This is a genomic window from Mesonia mobilis DSM 19841 (genome assembly GCF_000423405.1).
In the GTDB taxonomy this organism is placed as follows: Bacteria; Bacteroidota; Bacteroidia; order Flavobacteriales; family Flavobacteriaceae; genus Mesonia; species Mesonia mobilis.
In genome coordinates this window covers 311140-330956 of the sequence record NZ_AUHX01000004.1, presented here as the reverse complement: position 1 = coordinate 330956, position 19817 = coordinate 311140, and the positions used below count along the sequence as shown (strand labels likewise).

Genomic DNA, 19817 nt, shown 5'->3' with positions numbered 1-19817 from the left:
TGTAAGTGAAAGAATGTTATTTTCTAAGAATTCTTTTTACAACAACACCATTATTTGTTGACTTGATCATTGCGAAATACTGAGCCGCTTCAAGTTTAGAAATATTAAGCTGAGTATTATCAGTATAATTTTCTAAATCTAAGGTTAAGACTTTTCTTCCGTTTAAATCATAAATCACCATTTCTTTAAGTTGAAGGTGTTGTGGATTATCTATGATTATGAAATTTTCTGCCGGATTAGGGTATAAGTCTATTGATTTTAATGATATTTCAGGAGTTTTTACACTAAGGTCTCCAGTTTCTACGGTAATGGTAGAAATACAAACTGCGGTATTTCCGTTTTGATCTGTAGTTACAAAAGTAAAATCATATTCACCTTCTTCTAATAATGATCCTGCCGGTGGATTTTGAGAAATCGTAATCATTTCTCCATCACAATTATCTATAGCAGATACTTCTCCATTAGCAACAAAATCTGGTACTACGTAAAAACTTTCATCATCATTACCCATCACGGTTTGATCTTCTAAACACATAAATTCCGGATCAAGATCATCGATTACTGTAACCGTTGTAGTACAAGATGTCATATTTCCGCTAGCGTCTTGAGCAAAAATGGTAACATCAACAGGGTTTCCAATATCTTCACAATCAAAAGTGTCGATATCTAAACTTAAATTTTCGATTCCGCAATTATCAAAAGTATCGGTTACTAAATCTTCCGGTAAGATCGAAATGTTTCCGGTTTCATCTAAAGAAACTGTAATAGCTTCACAAGAGATCGAAGGGAGTTCGTTGTCTTCAACGGTTACGGTTGAAGTACAAGTAGAACTATTTCCATTCGTATCTGTAATAGTTAAGGTAACCATATTCATACCAACCATCGTACAATCGAAACTGTCAACATCAATTTCATAAGAATCGATCGCACAGTTGTCTGTAGAACCATTATCAATATCTGAAGCAGTAATACTTACATTTCCAGTATTATCTAGAATTACAGTAATATCTTGACACGTTGCTATTGGAGATTCATTGTCTTCAACAGTTACGGTAGTTGTACAAGTAGAAGAATTACCTGATGCGTCTGTCACGGTTAATGTTACTTGATTATCACCTACCATCGTACAATCAAAATCTGTAACATCAATACTCACTGAATCTACACCACAATTATCTGAAGAACCATCATTAATATCGCTTTCAGAAATTTGTGCGTTACCATTAGCGTCTAAAGCAATTGTAAATGGAGCAACACAGTTAGCAATAGGATTAGTATCATCAATTATAGTTACAGTTGTGGTACAAGTTGAAGAATTACCTGATGCGTCTGTAACAGTTAATATTATTTGGTTTTCACCTAGCATCGTACAATCAAGTTCTGTAACATCAATACTCACTGAATCTACACCACAATTATCTGAAGAACCATCATTAATATCGCTTTCAGAAATTTGCGCATTACCATTACCATCTAAAGCAATTGTAAATGGAGCAACACAGTTGGCAATAGGGTTAATATCATCAATTACAGTTACAGTTGTGGTACAAGTGGAAGAATTTCCTGATGTGTCTGTAACGGTTAAAGTCACATCATTCTCACCTACCATCGTACAATCAAAATCTGTAACGTCAATACTTATAGAATCTACACCACAATTGTCTGTAGAACCATCATTAACATCGCTCTCAGAAATTTGTGCGTTACCATTAACGTCTAATGATATTGTGAATGGAGCAACACAGTTAGCAATAGGATTAGTTTCGTCAACCACAGTTACTGTTGTTGTACAAGTAGAAGAATTACCTGATGCATCTGTAACAGTTAATGTTACTTGGTTATCACCTAGCATCGTACAATCAAATTCTGTAACATCAATGCTCACTGAATCTACACCGCAATTGTCTGTAGAACCATCATTAACATCGCTCTCAGAAATTTGTGCGTTACCATTAGAATCTAATGAAATTGTAAATGGAGCAACACAGTTGGCTGTAGGATTTTCATTATCTATAATAGTTACAGTTGTTAAGCAAGTGTCAATATTACCTGCAGCATCTTCGACTGTAAATACAATTGGATTAGAGCCTAGCATCGTACAATCAAAATCTGTCTGGTCTATAGTGTATGTAAAACAATCTGTATTGTCTGATGAATTATCATTAAAATCTTCAGGATCTAAAGTTACATTGCCATTTTCGTCTAAGTATGCAGTTACATCTTGACAACTTGCAGTTGGAGAAATGTTATCTTCAACAGTTACTGTTGCAGATCCAGTATTTTGATTACCACTTAGATCAGTTACAGTTAATGTCACATCATTCTCGCCTAACATTGTACAATCGAAAGAAGATTGACTAATTTGAAAATCAGAACAATTTAATGAATTTCCTGTAATATTTCTTCCAGCCGCGATACCTCTTATACTTCCAAAGTCTCCACTATATAAAACTTGTACTGGTCCAGAGCCATTTTTAGGAGCTTTAAAGATTACATCATCTAAATTAGGATCATTGAACTTAGTCCAGTATAAATCGTCACCATCTAAGTCTATGTGATACCCATTTCCAGATCCATAGGCAGAAATGTCATATAACAATTGTGGTGCGGTAGAGGCGTCTGCAGGAGATGAATATATATTTCCAGATCCAGAGTTCCAATATAAGGTTTGAGTAGATTCATCTATAGTAACACCTCTTGCATTTTCAGATGTTGGAATATAATTATAATCTTCATTGTTTCCGTCAATATCAACTTTACCAATTCCCCAAGAATTATCTTGAGCTATATAGTATAATGTGTTGTTAGTTTTGTCTAAAGTAATCCCTGCGATTACATCTCCAGTACTAACTATAGAAATAGCGGTTCCAGAATTGATACCTCCTTTATATAAATCTCCATCAGAAGTATAATATACATAACCGTCGTGAATTTCAAAATCGTGTCTTTCACTACCCGAAGTAGAGCCCGGTAAAATTGAATTTGTAGTTTGTCCTATTTCAAAATATTTAATACTATGAAAATTACCGCCTCCGTAATATATTGTATTAGACGTTAGGTCGACCTCTATACCTACTGGTCCTGCAGTTTCTGAATCTGTGAAAATTAATTCAGGAGTTGTACTGCCATCTTTACTAGCTTTCCAGATTTCTCCTTCAAAAGTTCCTGTAAAATAAATATCATTAGAATCATTACTACAATTATCGTATGAACCATCATCAAGGTCACACGATTCTATAGATGCTAATCCATTTTCATCTAAATATACCGTAATGTCTTGGGTCTGAACGATAGGAATAATTTCGTCAACTACAGTTACAGTCGTAGTACAAGTAGAAGAATTTCCTGAAGCGTCTGTTACTGTCAGTGTAACTTGGTTATCGCCTAACATCGTACAATCAAATTCTGTAACATCAATACTCACTGAATCTACACCACAATTATCTGAGGAACCATCATTAATATCGCTTTCAGAAATTTGCGCATTACCGTTTTCATCTAAATAAACAGTAAATGGAGCAACACAGTTGGCTGTAGGATTTGTATCTTCTAAAACTGTAACTGTTGCAGTGCAACTATCGCTATTTCCGCTTGTATCGGTGACGGTTAATGTTACTTGATTATCGCCTAGCATAGAACAGTCGAAAGTAGATACGTCTATTGAATATGTTAGTTCTGAACATTCATTAAATTGACCGGATGCTACATCTAGCGTGTAGAAAGTTTTAAGAGAGTCGTCATCAGTAAATGTTACATCTCCATTAATGATCGACAAGTATTTCTCTACCCCGTTAACTAAAAATGTAGACTTAATCGTATATGGTAAATAAGGATTTAGTAAATCTCCGCTTACTTTTCCAGATTGCTCTATTGAATAAATATTTCTGAAATTTGAACTTTCCCAAGTTACATCCGTTTCCGCATTTCCAATTCCTCTCCATTGTATAGTTCTATCTAAATATGTAGGGTTTGAGCCTTTGTAATTGATATGCAGTTCATCACCAATTCTTACTTTATCATCTAAACTGTTAGCTGGGGTAAAATAAATAGGTTCTTTTGTAGACACTACAAAACCAACAGTACCACCGGTACCATTTCCAAAACCTTGATCATCACTATTAACACTGTAATATGTAGATGCGTCTCCATAATTTAACCAAATGCTTTGATCATAAGATCCATTGTTTATGTCTTCAGGTAAAATGGTAACTTCATCGTTACTGTCTAATTGTACTGTGATATCATTACATATCGCAATTGGGGCTTCATTATCAACAGTTAAAATTGAAGTTGAAAAAGTTTCAGTACATCCCTTTATATCAGTAACAGTTACGTTATAGGTTCCTGATTCAAGACCAGATAGATCTTGAGTTGTGGCAGAATTACTCCAAACGTAAGCATATGGTGGGTTACCACCGATTACAGTTAAATCTATAGATCCATTATTGTCTGAACAAGAGGTGTTTGTAATATTTGCACTTATAGTTAAATTGATTGGTTCAAAAACATCTACAGATTCTGTAGTAATACAACCATTTGTGTCTGTAACCGTAACATTGTATGTGCCTGCAGCTAATCCTGAAAGATCTTCTGTAGTTGCAAAATTATCCCAAGCATAACTATAAGGTGAAGTTCCTCCAGTAACGGTTAAATCTATAGATCCATTACTGCCACCATTACAGCTTACGTTTGTAGCAACTCCATTGGCTTCTAAATCTGCAGGTTGAGTAATTGTAGCACTTGCCGTAGCAGTACATCCATTAGAATCTGTTACCGTTACTTCGTATGTACCTGCTGTAAGATTTGTTGCAGTTGCTGTAGTTTGTGCAGAACTATCATTCCATAAATAAGTATATGGTGCTGCACCTCCTGACGTTGCTACTGTAGATGAACCATCTGAACCTCCGTTACAAGAAATATTAGTTTGCGAAGTGATAGAGGCAGTCATAGAACAAGAACCCGCACTGAAATTAGAAATAGTAAGAACTCCTGCGCCGCAACAATTATCATAATTATAAATCCTAAATGCAAAAGTATCTCCTGCTGTTACCGGCACCGATAGACTACCATTACCATTAATGGTTACCAATGTTGCTGTACCATTTATGACATAATAAAAATCATCCAAATCCGGGTTACTATGATTGTAGTCAAAATTTAATGATGTAGTTGAGGTTACTGTAATTTCGAAATCATCGTATAAATCACAACAACCTCCACTTCCAGAGTCACTACCAGTAAAAATGAATGAATTTGGTGCTCCACTCAAATTTACTGAAGCATCAGAACTAGGATTATTGTTAGTTAAAGTCCAATTGCTTAAGTTATATGCTCCCGTAAATTGAGCATTTGCAATGCTTGCAAATAGCACGAAAATAGCAGCAAGCCAATACACTTTCTTGTAATAGGCATTGCTACTTCGTTTAGAGTAGTTTTTCTTCATACTTGGTTAGTTTTAAATGAAAAAATTAAATTAACAAATGTTTAGTAAATGTAATACAATATTGTATATCAAAGCAATAAAAAGTTAAATAAAAAAGATTTAGTAATATTTAAGCTCATCTTCTGGATGTTTTATAACAATAGCTTTATTTTGTTTTAGAAGTATAAATACAGATTATGACGATTCAGCAATATATTCAGCAGCAAACGCAGCTTTTTGAGACCTCGATAAAAAATACACTTCAACTTTTAAATGAAGATTGCACCATCCCTTTTATCGCGAGGTATCGCAAGGAGATGACCGGGAATCTCGATGAAGTGCAAATAGAAGAAATTCTTAAAGCAAAAAACTATTATGAAGAGCTTGAAAAGCGTAAAGCATCCATTTTATCGAGTATTGAAGAACAACAAGCCTTAACGACTGAATTAAAATCTAAGATAGAAGCCGCCGATACGCTAACTGTGTTGGAAGATCTGTATTTGCCTTATAAGAAAAAGCGAAAAACTAAAGCCGATCAGGCTCGTGAGCAAGGTTTAGAACCTTTAGCGAAGATCATTATGGCACAAAATGCTCAGGATTTAGAGAATGTAGCTAAAAAATATTTACGTCAAGTTGTAAAAGATTCCACTGAAGCTTTAGCGGGAGCGCGTTTGATTATTGCAGAATGGATTGCTGAACGAACCGATATTCGTGACTATATTCGATATCAATTTAATAATTATATCAATATAACTGCTTCGGGTATAAAGTCGAAAATTAAAGATGAAAAAGCTCAAAAATTCAAAGATTATTTTGATTGGTCAGAATCTTTAAAGCGAATTCCATCCCATCGATTTTTAGCAATTCAGCGAGCAGAAAAAGAAGGTGTTATTCGGGTGAAATTAGAAGGCGATGAAGATCGTATTCTTCAGCATATACAACGTAAACTTATAAAATCTTCCGGTGCTTGTGCCGAACAAATTGAACTGGCTATCGCAGATAGCTACAAACGATTATTGAAGCCTTCTTTAAGTAATGAGGCAATTCAGCAAGCAAAAGAACGTGCCGATAACTCGGCGATCAAGGTTTTTGCGAAGAATCTAATGCAATTATTATTAGGAGCTCCGTTAGGCGAGAAGCGTGTTTTAGCCATCGATCCGGGTTTTCGAACCGGTTGTAAATTGGTCTGTTTAGATGAAAACGGTAGGCTTTTGCATAACGAAACTATTTTCCCGCATCCACCACAAAAAGATCAGAAAACCGCCATCAAGAAAATTAGTACGCTTTCTGAGGCTTATAAAATTGATGCAATTGCCATTGGTAATGGTACTGCCTCGAGAGAAACCGAGGCTTTGGTAAGAAAAATTCGGTTTAAAAATGAAATTCAGGTGTTTGTTGTGAGTGAAGCCGGAGCTTCGGTTTATTCGGCATCTTCTGTGGCGCGGGAAGAATTTCCTAATTACGATGCAACCGTTAGAGGTTCGGTTTCTATTGGTCGGCGATTGCAAGACCCGTTAGCAGAATTGGTGAAAATCGATGCGAAAGCGATTGGAGTAGGGCAATATCAGCACGATGTAGATCAAACTCAGCTCAAATTAGCGCTCGATCGCGTGGTAGAATCTTGCGTAAATGCAGTTGGGGTAAATATAAATACGGCGAGTAAATCGCTGTTGAGCTATGTTTCTGGAATAGGAGAGAAGTTGGCTGAAAATATTTTGGAATACCGAACTCAACATGGCGCTTTTGCCACTCGAAATGAAATTAAAAAAGTGAAACGTTTAGGTGAAAAAGCCTTTGTGCAGAGTGCCGGATTTTTACGTATAAAAAATGCGAAAAACCCGTTAGACGATTCATCGGTGCATCCTGAACGTTATGCTTTAGTAGAGAAAATGGCGAAAGACGACGGCACAACCGTTGCGGAATCTATAGGAAACAAATCATTATTAGAAAAAATAAACTTAGAGAAGTATATTTCTGCGGAAGTAGGTTTGCCAACACTAAAAGATATCGTTGCTGAATTGAAAAAACCGGGTTTAGATATTCGAGAAAAGGCTAAAGTATTCACATTTAATCAAAACATTAAAACAATAGACGATCTGCGTGAAGGTCAGCTATTACCGGGAATCGTGAATAATATTACCAACTTCGGATGTTTTGTAGATGTAGGCATCAAAGAAAGCGGACTCATACACGTTTCTAATCTAGCTAACGAATTTGTAAGTGATGTAAACGATTATGTGCATTTGCATCAGCAAGTAATCGTAAAAGTATTAGAAGTTGATGTTACCCGAAAGCGAATTCAATTGCAGTTGCATAAGTAAAATTGTGAATCTGTGATTAAAAATTGAATTCTAATTGATTTAAAATGAAATTTATTTTTGTATGGCGATGAAATTAACGATTTACCAATTAGAAGAATCAGCTTATATTTTTGAAAAGGCTAATGGTTATTCTCATTCAGCATATGAGAAAAAAATCATTTCAGAATCTCAATTAAAAGATATAAATGTTGCTGAATTAGAGCATATAATTGTCGATGGTCTTAATTCGAGATTATACAAAATAGAAAATGAAAGAATTAGTGCATATTGGAGCTTGCTTAAAACAGGAAATCATCTTCTTCTGGTCGACAATTTTGTAAAATGGCTTGAGTATGAGTTGAAATACGAAAATAAGAACACCATTTTTCAAATCTTAGTGGCTTTAGATGCTTTTGGAGAACCTGTATTTCATAAAGACCGTTTTGGAAGAGATGCTCGTGAATTTGAATTAAATATTCGAGATGCTAAGCATTATTTGAGTTCGTTTCATTAATAATTTAAGGGAATAGCTCTTCTTTTTAGATTCAATAAATAGATCTTAGAGTTGATTATTAATTCTCTTGAATTACTTTGCGCAAGGGATTACTCACTTATTCAGTTTTTATTGAGTTCGTGAATATATTTAAAGCATTGTTGGAGCTCTTTTGAGATTTCTGCCTGAGCAGGAATTGAAAAAAGCGACTGCCGAAAGCCCGACCCGATAGGGTTGCGCCCAAAATGTTATAAGTAATTTAAAATTGAGCCTTCTTTGTGGCGGTCGTGAGCAAATCGATTAAATTTAAGAAATTGAAAAATGCTCATGAAGAAAAAAGTAGTGATTGTTGGTGGTGGTTTTGCCGGGACAAACGTGTTAAAACGTTTGATGAAAAACGATGCTTTTGAAGTCACCCTGGTCGATAAAAATAATTACAACTACTTTACGCCACTTATCTATCAGGTGGCGACAGGATTTATAGAACCTTCATCGATAAGTTATCCTTTTAGGAGTTTAATTTCCGGGCGAAAAAATGCGCATTTCTGGTTAGGAACCTTAAAGAAAATTTTACCCGAAGAGCAAAAAATTATTCTCTCTAATGGCGAGCTCGAGTACGACAAACTCATCCTATGTACGGGAACGCGAACCAATTATTTTGGGATAGAAAATATTAGAAAATTCGGTATTCCAATGAATTCTTTAAACGATGCGCTCAATATGCGTAACGTTTTGTTGCAACGTATCGAAAAAGCTACTCGTGCTGAAACAGCTGCCGAAAAAGAAGAATGGTTAACGATGGTGATTGCCGGTGGCGGACCTACTGGGGTCGAGGTTTCCGGGATGTTTGCAGAGCTTCGAAAACAGGTGATTCTCGAAGAATATCCGGAGTTAAAAGAGGTGAAAGCAAAAATTTATTTGGTGAATAGTGGTGATCATTTACTGAAATCGATGAGTGAGAAATCTCAAAAATTTGTCTATAAAAAATTAAGTAGCACATATGTAGATGTGTTGCTGAATAAACGCGTAAAAGATTTTAATGGTCGCGAAGTATTTCTGAATGATGGCAGTAGTATTAAAAGTCGAAATCTTATTTGGGCAACCGGCGTGAAAGGCCGAGTGTTTGAAGGTTTACCGGAAGATTGGTATGAAGCAGGAAATCGATTGTGGGTAAATGAATATCATAAACTTCAAAAAGCCGATCACATTTATGCTATTGGCGACGGAAGTATTATGTTTTCTGATAAAAATTTTCCTGAAGGGCATCCGCGTCTGGCGCAAGTAGCTATACAACAAGGAAGAAACTTAGCCAAGAATTTAATTGCTGTTGAAAAGGGGAATACTCCAAAAGCTTTTCAATACAAGGATAAAGGTGCGATGGCTGTTATTGGTAAGAGTAATGCGGTGGCAGATTTACCCAATAAAATTCATTTTCAGGGATTTGTCGCCTTAATGATCTGGGGATTTATTCATTTATTTTCCCTTATCGGAAGAACCGATCGCATTCGTACTTTTTTTAATTGGAGCGTTTCTTATTTAGCTAAAAAAGAAGATCTACGAATGATCATTAGACCAAAACACAATGTCGATCGAGAATAGTTTAGGCTATCTTTAAAATCTCCTGAATTATTGGTTTTAATCCGCTAAAGAAAAATTCTACCGCAATTACCATTACGATAAGTCCCATTAAACGCATAAGCACGTTCTTACCGGTATTCCCTAAGATTTTTAGGATTTTAGTTGAACTCAGTAGGATTAAATACGTAAGAAAAAGCACTAAAAAGATTGCGCCAATAAGTACCGCTTTCGCTTCGACTGTGTGTGCATCTTCCATCATAATAATGGCGTTAGTAATCGAACCGGGACCGGAAATCATGGGGATTGCTAAAGGAGTGATCGAAATATCTTCAATGTAAGTTTTCTTGGCAGCCTTGTCTTTTACTTTTACACTGGCCAAACGAGCTTGAAGCATATCCATACCCATTTGAAAGAAAATCACACCACCTACCAAGCGAAAACTGTTAACAGAAATTCCGAAGAAATTAAATAGAACCTGTCCAGAAAATGCAAAAGCAACAATGGTGATAAATGCAGCAATCGTCGCTTTACGTGCTGTTGCGTTGCGATGCTCTTTGTCTAGCTCAGAAGTCATCGTCATAAAGATCGGCATCGTTCCAATAGGGTTAATCAACGTGAAAAACGAGGTAAATACCAATAATCCGAAGCCAAATAAATCGCTCATTGCTGAAATTTTTTGCAAAGAAATAGAATTATACGGAAATGGAAAAAATTAGAATGAAATATTAACTACCCTAAAATTAATTCTTGTAATATTTTCCTTGAAGGAGGCTTGGTTTGATAACTAATTACCTGCGGGAAGTCTTTGGCTTTCTCTACATCTGCAGGATCAACGCTAGAAGTTAAAATAATTACTTTACTGGTAAAACGTTCTTTTATATTTTCTAAAAATTGCCAACCGTTAATGAGTGGCATGTTTAGGTCTAAAAAAATATATTCCGGAGAATATTCTTGTAAAGCTTCTAGTGCATTTTTAGGTTCTTAGAAGGCTAAAATATCGCATTCTACTCCGCTAGTTTCGATCATTTTTTTTGTGATCATATTGGCGATACGTTGATCGTCAACTAAAAAAATTTTCTTTTTTTCTTGCATGATAGTTACTGTGGGGATTTGCTTGAGAAAAGTTCAATGGCTTTAGCGCTGCGTTCGATGACGTCTTTTAGCGCTTTGTCTAGATCTTCAGAAGAAGTTTTTAAATGATCTAGCACTTCTGTTTTTAATTCTTCTGCAGAGTAATAATCTGAAATTTCGATAAGTCCTAATATTCTTGATAAAGGCTCTCGAACTGTATGAGCGTTTAGCTGAGAAATTTCAGCCAACTCTTTATTTTTTTCTTTCAGCTCTTTTGTTCTGTCATCAATCACCTCTTTTTGTTGATCTACAATTTTTGAAATTTGTGCTTTCTGACTATTAATTACGTTAAGTGCAGCTAAAAGGTTTTTATTGGTCTCAGAAATGGGTTTAAAACCCTGCAATTTTATTGCAGTACTTTAGTAATGCGAAAAAATATGTGTAAGTTGCTTGAAATATTTCGTGTTGACAGTTTTTAAATAATAGGACTTTCAGTCCTTAGTCAAGACAAACCTCTGCACTTTTAGTGCAGAGTGATTTAGTTTGATGATTTAATTCTTCTCGTAATATAAGTAGCTGATATTTAGTGATAAAATTATCAATAAGTAAGTTCACTATTTCTACATCTCTGGTTACAGAAGGTTTCTCTAGAGAAGAAATAAGAGAAACGCATAGCTCATTTTTACCATATTTAAAATACCAAGCCCATAAATCGCCCTCCATTTTTTTACCCAAGATATGCTCGGTGCTATTTCCGTCTGAAAAAAAATGAAGGGGAATATTTTTTTCTAGTAAATTCTCTTCATTATCTAAAGGTAGACACTCCACAATTTCTTCCGGATGAATAGAATTAGAAATAACATTGATCGAATTGGATTCACTATCATTTTTTATAATTATTCTAAAAATTTAAAGGTGAATAAATACTTAAGGTTGCTCTGCAGCACCACAGCTAATTATTGGGTGCCTTCTGCCTTGCTTATTCTGGCAGAAAATTTAGAAAAAGCTTCATAGGTAATACGATATTTATTTTCATAAATATTCATAAGCTACCTAAAAATAAAGTTAGGCGGTAGCTTCTAAAAGTTCATTGTCAATTTTAATAACTGAAACATCGGCAATTGTATTTAGCATATTCAATAAATCTGCCTGCGCCATTAATTCTTGAATTTCATCTAAATTAAATCCGATGTTTTTTAGTTTATCAAAATCTACATCACGAATATTTTGGTGGTCTAAAGCGGCTTGTGTAACTACTTCGATAGCCACTTTGTAACTTTCAGGAATAATTGGAGAGTCTAAATTTTAAGTAACACGAAAATCTTCACGCTCGCTACTCATAGCACTCATACTATCGGCATATACTCCGTGCGCGTGTGCACAGTAGCTGCAGTTTCTTTTTTTAGAAACGTTGTAGATAATAATTTGTTTAAGCACGTTGAGAATATCTCCCATCATTAAGGTAGATTTTAATTTTGCTCAATTACCTTTTAAAAGGTGGGCATTACTACCTTGGCATTTAAACCAATTTAATACAAATGGAAGTTGAAGCGTTTCATGGTATCTTCATAAATCGCTTTTATTTCTTCAGATGCTTCTTCGTGAGTAACAATTGGAAATCTTGTTAAAAAAGTACTATCACTCATAAAATGACTTTTTTTAATAAATATTTGTGCAAATATATAGTCAAATTACAAGTGATAGTTTATTTTGGGAAATTAATAAATGTAAATTCTTTTAAATGAAATAATTACAGATTAAATACCGTCTTTACACGATCAACGTAATCTAATTTTTCCCACGTGAATAACTCGACATCTTTAGTTATTTTACCCGAATATGGGCTTTCGAAAATTTTCGTTATAGTTTTCGGTTCTTTACCCATATGTCCGTAAGCCGCAGTTTCTCGGTAGATCGGGTTTCGAAGTTTTAAGCGTTCTTCAATCGCTGCCGGGCGCATATCAAAAATCTCTTTTACTTTTAAAGCAATTTCCCCGTTCGATAAATCTACTTTAGAAGTTCCGTAAGTATCTATAGAAATAGAAGTCGGTTCTGCAACACCAATAGCATAAGAAACTTGTACTAAAACTTCATCGGCCACACCGGCTGCAACCAAGTTTTTAGCAACGTGCCTGGAAGCATAAGCAGCAGAACGGTCTACTTTACTAGGGTCTTTACCAGAAAAAGCGCCACCACCATGAGCTCCTTTACCACCGTAAGTGTCTACTATAATTTTTCTACCGGTAAGTCCGGCATCACCGTGAGGACCACCGATCACAAATTTCCCCGTTGGATTAATGTGATAGGTAATATCGTCATTAAATAATTTCTGAACATACTCAGGCAATTGCTCAATCACACGAGGCATCAAGATATTAATAATGTCATCTTTAATTTGCTGAAGCATCTTTTCATCATCTTCCATAAATTGATCGTGCTGCGTAGAAAGTACGATCGCTACAATTCGCTGTGGAATATTATCATTGCTATATTCAATAGTCACCTGGCTTTTAGCATCAGGTCTTAAATACGTAAGATCTTTGTTTTCTCTTCTTAGCTTCGCCAATTCGATCATCATTTTATGAGAGATGTCTAGCGCTAACGGCATATAATTTTCAGTCTCTGTAGTGGCATAGCCAAACATCATTCCTTGATCACCGGCACCTTGTTCTTCTTTACTTTCACGATCTACTCCCTGATTAATTTCTGGCGACTGTTCGTGTATTAAAGAAATTACCCCACAAGAATCTCCGCTAAATTGGTAAGCTCCTTTCGTGTATCCAATATCATTGATCACATCACGAGCAATTTGTTGTACATCTAAATAAGTATTCGATCGTACTTCACCGGCAAGAACTACTTGGCCGGTAGTTACTAAAGTTTCACAAGCAACTTTAGACTGCTCGTCAAACGCTAAAAAGTTATCTAATAAAGTATCGCTAATCTGATCTGCGATTTTATCTGGGTGTCCTTCAGAAACACTTTCTGAAGTAAATAAATAAGCCATTCTTTTTATTTTAGTAGGGAGTAAGCCTGATTGAAGGTCAATCTAAAGAAGTGAAGTACTGCTTTAGCATTTTTAAGGGTTGCAATCAGTCAAATTTTTCCCTGTAATTTTAAGGCAAAGGTATAAAAAAGCCATAAATGCAACACTATTTTAACGACATTTTAATTTATAGAGAATTTATAATCATGGCGTTTCCCTCATTTAAAAATTCGGGTCAGGCTTTCACTACTCGCTTTTTAAATTGCGGCTTAAGCCTTCATTTAAAAGAGCTCAGACAAACCGTTCAATCCTTAACGCAAAAAATAAATATCGATTTGTTTGCATATTAAAAAAATCTACCATTATCTTTGTAGTCACAAAACAAGACAAAATGAAAAATTTAATGAGTATGATGAATATGATGATGTGGCGAAAGCCCACAGCGTGTTCTATTGCATAAATTTTTTAGCTATAAATGTATAGAGCCGCTGTAAACAACAGCGGTTTTTTTATGCCTTGTTTTTAATAAAATCCTGTGTTTGCAGGTGCTATGAAAAAGAAAAATAAATTAGAATGAATTTCAATTTGGTAACTAACGTAATGATGATGGCTATGCCGATGATGATGTGTCGTATGATGCACCATCCAATACGTTATTGCCGTAAATTGTGATTTAAGCGAAATTGTTTTCAAACTTAAAGTCCCTTTGGTGATAGCGATCCAAAGGGACTTTTTTTATGTCTAAAAGTTAAAAAGATAAAATGTTCAATAATTAAAACTTAGAGAAATGAGTACACTTAAAAATGCCACCAATGCTTTGCACGCCGGTCACGATGTAACAATTAATAAAGGAACCAGAGCCGTTCCTTTGTACCAATCGACTTCCTATGTGTTTGATGATTCTCAACACGCAGCCGATGTTTTCAGCTTGGCTAAACCGGGATTTATTTACACCCGATTAAACAATCCGACCAACGATATTTTAGAACAACGTTTGGCAGCGATCGAAGGCGGAATTGGCGCTGTTGTCACCGCATCGGGAACGGCTGCAATTAATACCACACTATTAACTTTGCTAAAAGCCGGAGATCATATTGTTGCATCGAGTAGCCTTTACGGCGGAACTTACAATTTACTAAACGTAACGCTCCGCAGATTAGGAATTACCACCACCTTTGTCGATCCTTCAAATCCTGAAGATTTTGGTTATGCCATTCAAGAAAATACAAGAGCGATATTTGTAGAGTCTTTAGGTAATCCTAAACTCGATGTGTTAGATTTAGAAGCAATTGCTGCGGAAGCTAAACTAGCAGAAATTCCACTAATTGTCGATAATACGGTAGCGACACCAAGCTTATTAAACCCGATCCAATACGGGGCCGATATTGTGATTCATTCACTTACCAAATATATTAACGGTAACGGTACAGCCTTAGGCGGAGCGATTATCGACGCCGGAAACTTTGATTGGGCAAATGGTAAGTTTCCTGAGTTTACCGAGCCTTCACCGGGTTATCACGGCTTAGTTTACCACGAAGCTTTGAGAGAAGCCGCTTTCATTGCAAAAGTTAGGGTAGAAGGTTTGCGAGACCACGGAGCAGCTTTGAGTCCGTTTAACGCTTTTCAAATTATTCAAGGTTTAGAAACGCTTGATGTTAGAATTAAACAACATTCTCGAAGTGCGCTTCAACTTGCCGAGTGGCTTCAGCAACAAGAAGAAGTAGCTTGGATAAATTATCCCGGTTTGCCAAGCAGTGATTATTTCCATTTAGCTGAAAAATATTTACCAAAAGGAAAAAGCGGACTCGTAACTTTTGGTGTAAAAGGCGGTTTCGAAGCAGCTAAAACCATCGCAGATACCACGAAACTACTTTCATTATTAGCCAATATTGGTGATAGTAAATCACTTATTATTCATCCGGCAAGTACCACGCATCAGCAATTAAAAGAAGAAGAACAATTGGCGACCGGCGTTACCCAAGATCTAATTCGGTTGAGTGTGGGCTTAGAAGATCTGGAAGATTTGAAAACCGATTTAAAAACGGCTTTAAAGAAAGCTCACGAATTAGTTCAGCAATAAGTTATGGCGAGTTTAAGATATATCACGGTTGAAAATTTTAAAACTGAAAATGGTTTTACACGAGATATCGATTTGTCGTACCAAACTTTTGGCCTACCATTAGGAGAAGCTCCGATCGTTTTAGTGAATCACGCACTTACAGGTAATTCAACTTTAATAGGAGAAAATGCTTGGTTTGATCAAATTGTGGGAGAAGAAAAGACGATCGATCTAAACAGATTTGCGGTGTTGGCATTTAACATTCCCGGTAACGGTTACAGTGGCGAAGTAGAAGATCTAATTTTTAACTACAAAGATTTTACCTTAGATGATGTCGCAAGAATTTTTATTGAAGGTCTTCAGTTATTAAAAATAGATAAATTATACGCCATTCTAGGTTGTTCGATTGGTGGCGCGCTTACTTGGCATATCGCCGTCAATCAGCCTGATTTGGCAATTCATATTATTTCGGTAGCGGCGCATCATACGGCGAACGATTGGGTGTTGGCCAATTGCAGTATTCAGGAGGCTATTCTTAATAATTCTTCAGCACCTATTGAAGATGCTCGTCGGCATGCCATGACGTTTTACCGCACGCCGGCATCGCTAAATCAAAAATTCAACAGAGAAAAACAGAATGGGAATTTTAAAGTTCAAGACTGGTTAGATTTTCACGGAAAAGCTTTAAAAAATCGCTATAAACTTCCGGCGTATCGATTGCTAAATCATTTATTAAGCACGATCGATATTTCTAACGGAACCGGCGATTGGTTAAAGGCCGCTCAGAAAATAAGATCACAAATTCATTTGATAACAGTCAATTCAGATAAATTTTTTCTGGCGGAAGATAACTGGAACACTTATGTGCAATTAAGTGAAACGAATACAAATATCACGATTGGCGAGATTAAATCGATTCACGGTCACGATGCATTTTTAATTGAACATCAACAACTCGCAAATTTATTACAACCCATATTTCAAAATATAAAAACTAAAAATGAAAAAAATACAGCTCATCTTGTTTGGCATAGGTAACGTAGGAAGTACGTTTATCAATCAAATTATTCAAGCGCAAAAAGTCTTTCAACAGCAAGGTTTAGAGATCGAAATTCCGATCATTTTAAATTCATCGACCGCATTTATTAAAGATGAAGGGGTCGATGAAAACTGGAAAGCCAATTTTGTAGATTTCGGTCTTCCGTATCAAGTAGAAGAAATTATCGATTATGTAAAAACGAAAAACTGGCAACATATCGTAGCGATCGATGCGACGGCTTCTTCAGAATTTGTAAATAACTATACCAACTTGGTAGAAAACGGTTTTCACATTATTGCGGCCAATAAAGTTGCCAATACGTTAGCTTATGATGATTACGAATTCTTTAGAGAGATCTTAAAAGAAAACAAGAAACAATTTTTATATGAAACCAATGTGGGAGCAGGTCTTCCGGTGGTTGAAACAATTAAAAACTTGCATCAATCAGGAGAAAAAGTCACTAAAATTAGAGGTGTTTTTTCAGGATCGCTCAGTTATATTTTCAATACTTTTTCAGAAGAAAATAAAAATTTTAGTGATGTAGTCGCGCTTGCCGAAGCAAAAGGTTTTACAGAACCCGATCCTCGAGTCGATCTTTCAGGAACCGATGTGGCTAGAAAACTGCTCATTTTAGCGAGAGAACTTCAGCTCACTTATAATTTAGAAGATGTAAAAGTGAAAAGTTTGGTGCCGGCGCATTTAGCTGAAACTACTTCCGTAACTACTTTTCAAGAAAATATAACCGATTTAGATGAAGAATTTCAATTGCTGAAAGCTGAATTAAACGAAAATGAAGTCTTACGTTACATTGGTGAGCTCGATGTGGAAAAAGAGATTTTAGAAGTGAAATTGGTCAAAGAGCAAAAAGAAAATCCACTCGGAGCTTTACAAGGAGCCGACTCTTTATTCGAAATTTATACGGAATCTTACGGTAATCAACCTTTAGTGATTCAGGGAGCAGGAGCGGGAGCCGCGGTTACTGCCAGAGGCGTGGTGAGCGACGTGATCAAATTAGCCGAACGAATCGATTGTTGCAACTAAACTAAAATTATGAGTCAATTTCATTTAGAAACCGAAATTATACGAAGCCAGATCGAGCGTTCGCAACACCAAGAACATTCGTCACCTTTATACTTAACCTCAAGTTATGTGTTCGAAGATGTTGAAGAAATGCGAGCTTCCTTTTCAGAAGAAAAACAACGAAATATTTATAGCAGATTCAGCAATCCGAACACTTCAGAATTTATCGATCGCATCGCTAAAATGGAAGGAGCTGAAGGCGGTTACGCATTTGCTACGGGGATGAGCGCGGTTTTTTCAACTTTAGCCGCTTTATTAAATAGTGGTGATCATATGATTTCATCGCGTTCGGTATTTGGTTCAACCCATAGTTTGTTCACTAAATTTTTTCCGAAGTGGAATATTTCACATTCTTATTTCAAGGTAAATGAAGTTGAAACCATTGAAAAATTGATCACGCCAACCACTAAAATCATTTTCGCTGAATCGCCTACCAATCCCGGAGTCGATATTTTAGATTTAGAATTGTTGGGTAAAATTGCTAAAAAGCATCATTTAATTCTGGTGATCGATAACTGTTTTGCTACGCCTTACTTACAAAATCCAATAAATTTTGGAGCAGATTTAGTGATTCATTCAGCCACAAAATTAATCGATGGGCAAGGTCGAGTTTTGGGAGGTGTAACGGTGGGTCGTGCCGATTTAATTCGGGAGATTTATTTATTTTCCAGAAATACCGGTCCGGCACTGAGTCCTTTTAACGCTTGGGTATTGTCAAAAAGTTTAGAAACACTTCCCGTAAGATTAGAAAAGCACTGTGAAAATGCTTTAAAAGTTGCGCAGTTTTTAGAGGAAAGTGAATTTGTTGAAAACGTAAAATATCCTTTTTTGAAATCGCATCCGCAATATAAAATCGCTAAAAAGCAGATGAAATTGGGCGGAAATATTATTTCTTTTGAAGTAAAAGGCGGTTTAGAAGCTGGAAGAAAATTTATCAATTCGGTGAATTTATGTTCTCGAAGTGCCAATTTAGGCGATACCAAAACCATTGTGACGCATCCGGCTTCCACAACACATAGCAAATTAGCGGAAGCAGATCGATTGGAAGTTGGGATCACCGATGGTTTAGTAAGAATTTCAGTAGGGTTGGAACATCCTGATGATGTAATTTCAGATTTACAACAAGCCTTGAAAAATTAGAATGCTTATCTTTGAATAAAAACTGAAAAAGATGAAAGTACACTTAAAACGCCTCAATAACGATTTCCATTTTGTAACCACTAACGAGCGTGGCGACGAAGTTCATTTAGACAACAAATCTGCTGAAAATCCGCAAGGCTCAAGTCCGATGGATTTACTACTTCGTGGGATTGCCGGTTGCAGTGGGATCGATATTGTTCATATTCTAAAAAAGCAAAACCTAGAATTAACCAATCTAGAAATGGAGGTTGAAGGCTATCGTGATCCAAACGCTATCCCAAAAGTTTTTGAAAAAATAGATTTGCAAATAAAATTAGAAGGTGATTTACCCGAGAATAAAGCACGTCGTGCCGTAGATCTTTCGTTAGAAAAATATTGTTCGGTAGCTAAAATGCTAGAAAAAACTGCCGAAATTAAATATGAAGTTTTGTTAAACGGAACTCAGATTTAATCATATTAATTTGTCTATTATTGGCAGACGCTTATATTTGTAAGCGCAAGTTCATATTTAAATTGAAATAAGTTATCAAGAAAGGCAGAGGGACTAGACCCAATGAAGCCTTAGCAACCCTTTTTCTGTGAAAACAGAAGGAGAAGGTGCTACATTCTACTGCAAAAGCAGATAGATAACCCATACAGAATTCTTTCC

The 19817-nt window shown here is 35.9% G+C and carries 15 protein-coding genes, 1 pseudogene and 1 riboswitch; of the genes and pseudogenes, 8 read left to right on the top strand and 8 right to left on the bottom strand.

All coding sequences use genetic code 11. The features are described from left to right. Positions 1–16: 16 nt before the first annotated feature. Positions 17–5443, bottom strand: coding sequence for an HYR domain-containing protein (locus G551_RS16170; RefSeq protein ID WP_027884385.1), 5427 nt, complete (start codon positions 5441–5443; stop codon positions 17–19). 176 nt (positions 5444–5619) lie between these two features. On the opposite strand from G551_RS16170, the gene G551_RS0104205 reads away from it, so the two are divergent. The 3 genes from G551_RS0104205 to G551_RS0104195 all read left to right on the top strand — a co-directional run bounded on the left by G551_RS0104205 (position 5620) and on the right by G551_RS0104195 (position 9814). After that, positions 5620–7743 carry a Tex family protein gene (locus G551_RS0104205; protein WP_027884384.1) on the top strand — a complete coding sequence of 708 codons (2124 nt, stop codon included), beginning with the start codon at positions 5620–5622 and terminating at the stop codon, positions 7741–7743. Between the two features lie 61 nt (positions 7744–7804). Further along, positions 7805–8236 carry a hypothetical protein gene (locus G551_RS0104200; RefSeq protein WP_027884383.1) on the top strand — a complete coding sequence of 144 codons (432 nt, stop codon included), beginning with the start codon at positions 7805–7807 and terminating at the stop codon, positions 8234–8236. A gap of 306 nt (positions 8237–8542) precedes the next feature. Continuing rightward, positions 8543–9814: an NAD(P)/FAD-dependent oxidoreductase gene (locus G551_RS0104195; protein ID WP_027884382.1), complete on the top strand. Its 1272-nt coding sequence runs from the start codon at positions 8543–8545 to the stop codon at positions 9812–9814. A gap of 1 nt (position 9815) precedes the next feature. On the opposite strand, the gene G551_RS0104190 is transcribed toward G551_RS0104195, so the two are convergent. The 7 genes and pseudogenes from G551_RS0104190 to metK form a co-directional block, all read right to left on the bottom strand. After that, positions 9816–10457 (bottom strand): MarC family protein, encoded by a 642-nt coding sequence (locus tag G551_RS0104190; RefSeq protein WP_027884381.1) that lies wholly within the window; start codon positions 10455–10457, stop codon positions 9816–9818. A gap of 65 nt (positions 10458–10522) precedes the next feature. Further along, positions 10523–10756, bottom strand: a pseudogene (locus tag G551_RS16165) (response regulator); the annotation flags it as partial. Between the two features lie 134 nt (positions 10757–10890). After that, positions 10891–11268, bottom strand: a complete 378-nt coding sequence (locus tag G551_RS0104180; protein ID WP_027884380.1) for a hypothetical protein — start codon at positions 11266–11268, stop codon at positions 10891–10893. 94 nt (positions 11269–11362) lie between these two features. Further along, positions 11363–11692, bottom strand: coding sequence for a hypothetical protein (locus G551_RS0104175; RefSeq protein WP_027884379.1), 330 nt, complete (start codon positions 11690–11692; stop codon positions 11363–11365). Positions 11693–11929: 237 nt separating this feature from the next. Continuing rightward, positions 11930–12133, bottom strand: coding sequence for a hypothetical protein (locus G551_RS16800; protein WP_027884378.1), 204 nt, complete (start codon positions 12131–12133; stop codon positions 11930–11932). Positions 12134–12169: 36 nt separating this feature from the next. Continuing rightward, entirely contained in the window at positions 12170–12322 is a 153-nt protein-coding gene (locus G551_RS16795; RefSeq protein WP_229797305.1) for a hypothetical protein, read from the bottom strand. A 292-nt stretch (positions 12323–12614) separates the two neighbouring features. Further along, entirely contained in the window at positions 12615–13871 is a 1257-nt protein-coding gene (gene metK / locus G551_RS0104150) for a methionine adenosyltransferase (RefSeq protein ID WP_027884377.1), read from the bottom strand. A gap of 766 nt (positions 13872–14637) precedes the next feature. Between metK and G551_RS0104145 the strand changes: the two genes are divergently transcribed. From G551_RS0104145 to G551_RS0104125, 5 genes are read left to right on the top strand one after another with little or no spacing between them, the layout of a single operon-like run. Next, entirely contained in the window at positions 14638–15930 is a 1293-nt protein-coding gene (locus tag G551_RS0104145) for an O-acetylhomoserine aminocarboxypropyltransferase/cysteine synthase family protein (RefSeq protein ID WP_027884376.1), read from the top strand. 3 nt (positions 15931–15933) lie between these two features. Beyond that, on the top strand, positions 15934–16947 hold the full coding sequence (locus G551_RS16790; RefSeq protein ID WP_027884375.1) for an alpha/beta fold hydrolase: 1014 nt from the start codon (positions 15934–15936) through the stop codon (positions 16945–16947). Further along, positions 16910–17989, top strand: coding sequence for a homoserine dehydrogenase family protein (locus tag G551_RS16785; RefSeq protein WP_027884374.1), 1080 nt, complete (start codon positions 16910–16912; stop codon positions 17987–17989). Before G551_RS16790 ends, G551_RS16785 begins: the two co-directional genes overlap by 38 nt. A gap of 9 nt (positions 17990–17998) precedes the next feature. Beyond that, positions 17999–19168, top strand: coding sequence for a trans-sulfuration enzyme family protein (locus tag G551_RS0104130; RefSeq protein ID WP_027884373.1), 1170 nt, complete (start codon positions 17999–18001; stop codon positions 19166–19168). 31 nt (positions 19169–19199) lie between these two features. Further along, on the top strand, positions 19200–19619 hold the full coding sequence (locus tag G551_RS0104125) for an OsmC family protein (protein ID WP_027884372.1): 420 nt from the start codon (positions 19200–19202) through the stop codon (positions 19617–19619). Positions 19620–19688: 69 nt separating this feature from the next. After that, positions 19689–19801, top strand: a riboswitch (SAM riboswitch). Positions 19802–19817 lie beyond the last annotated feature (16 nt).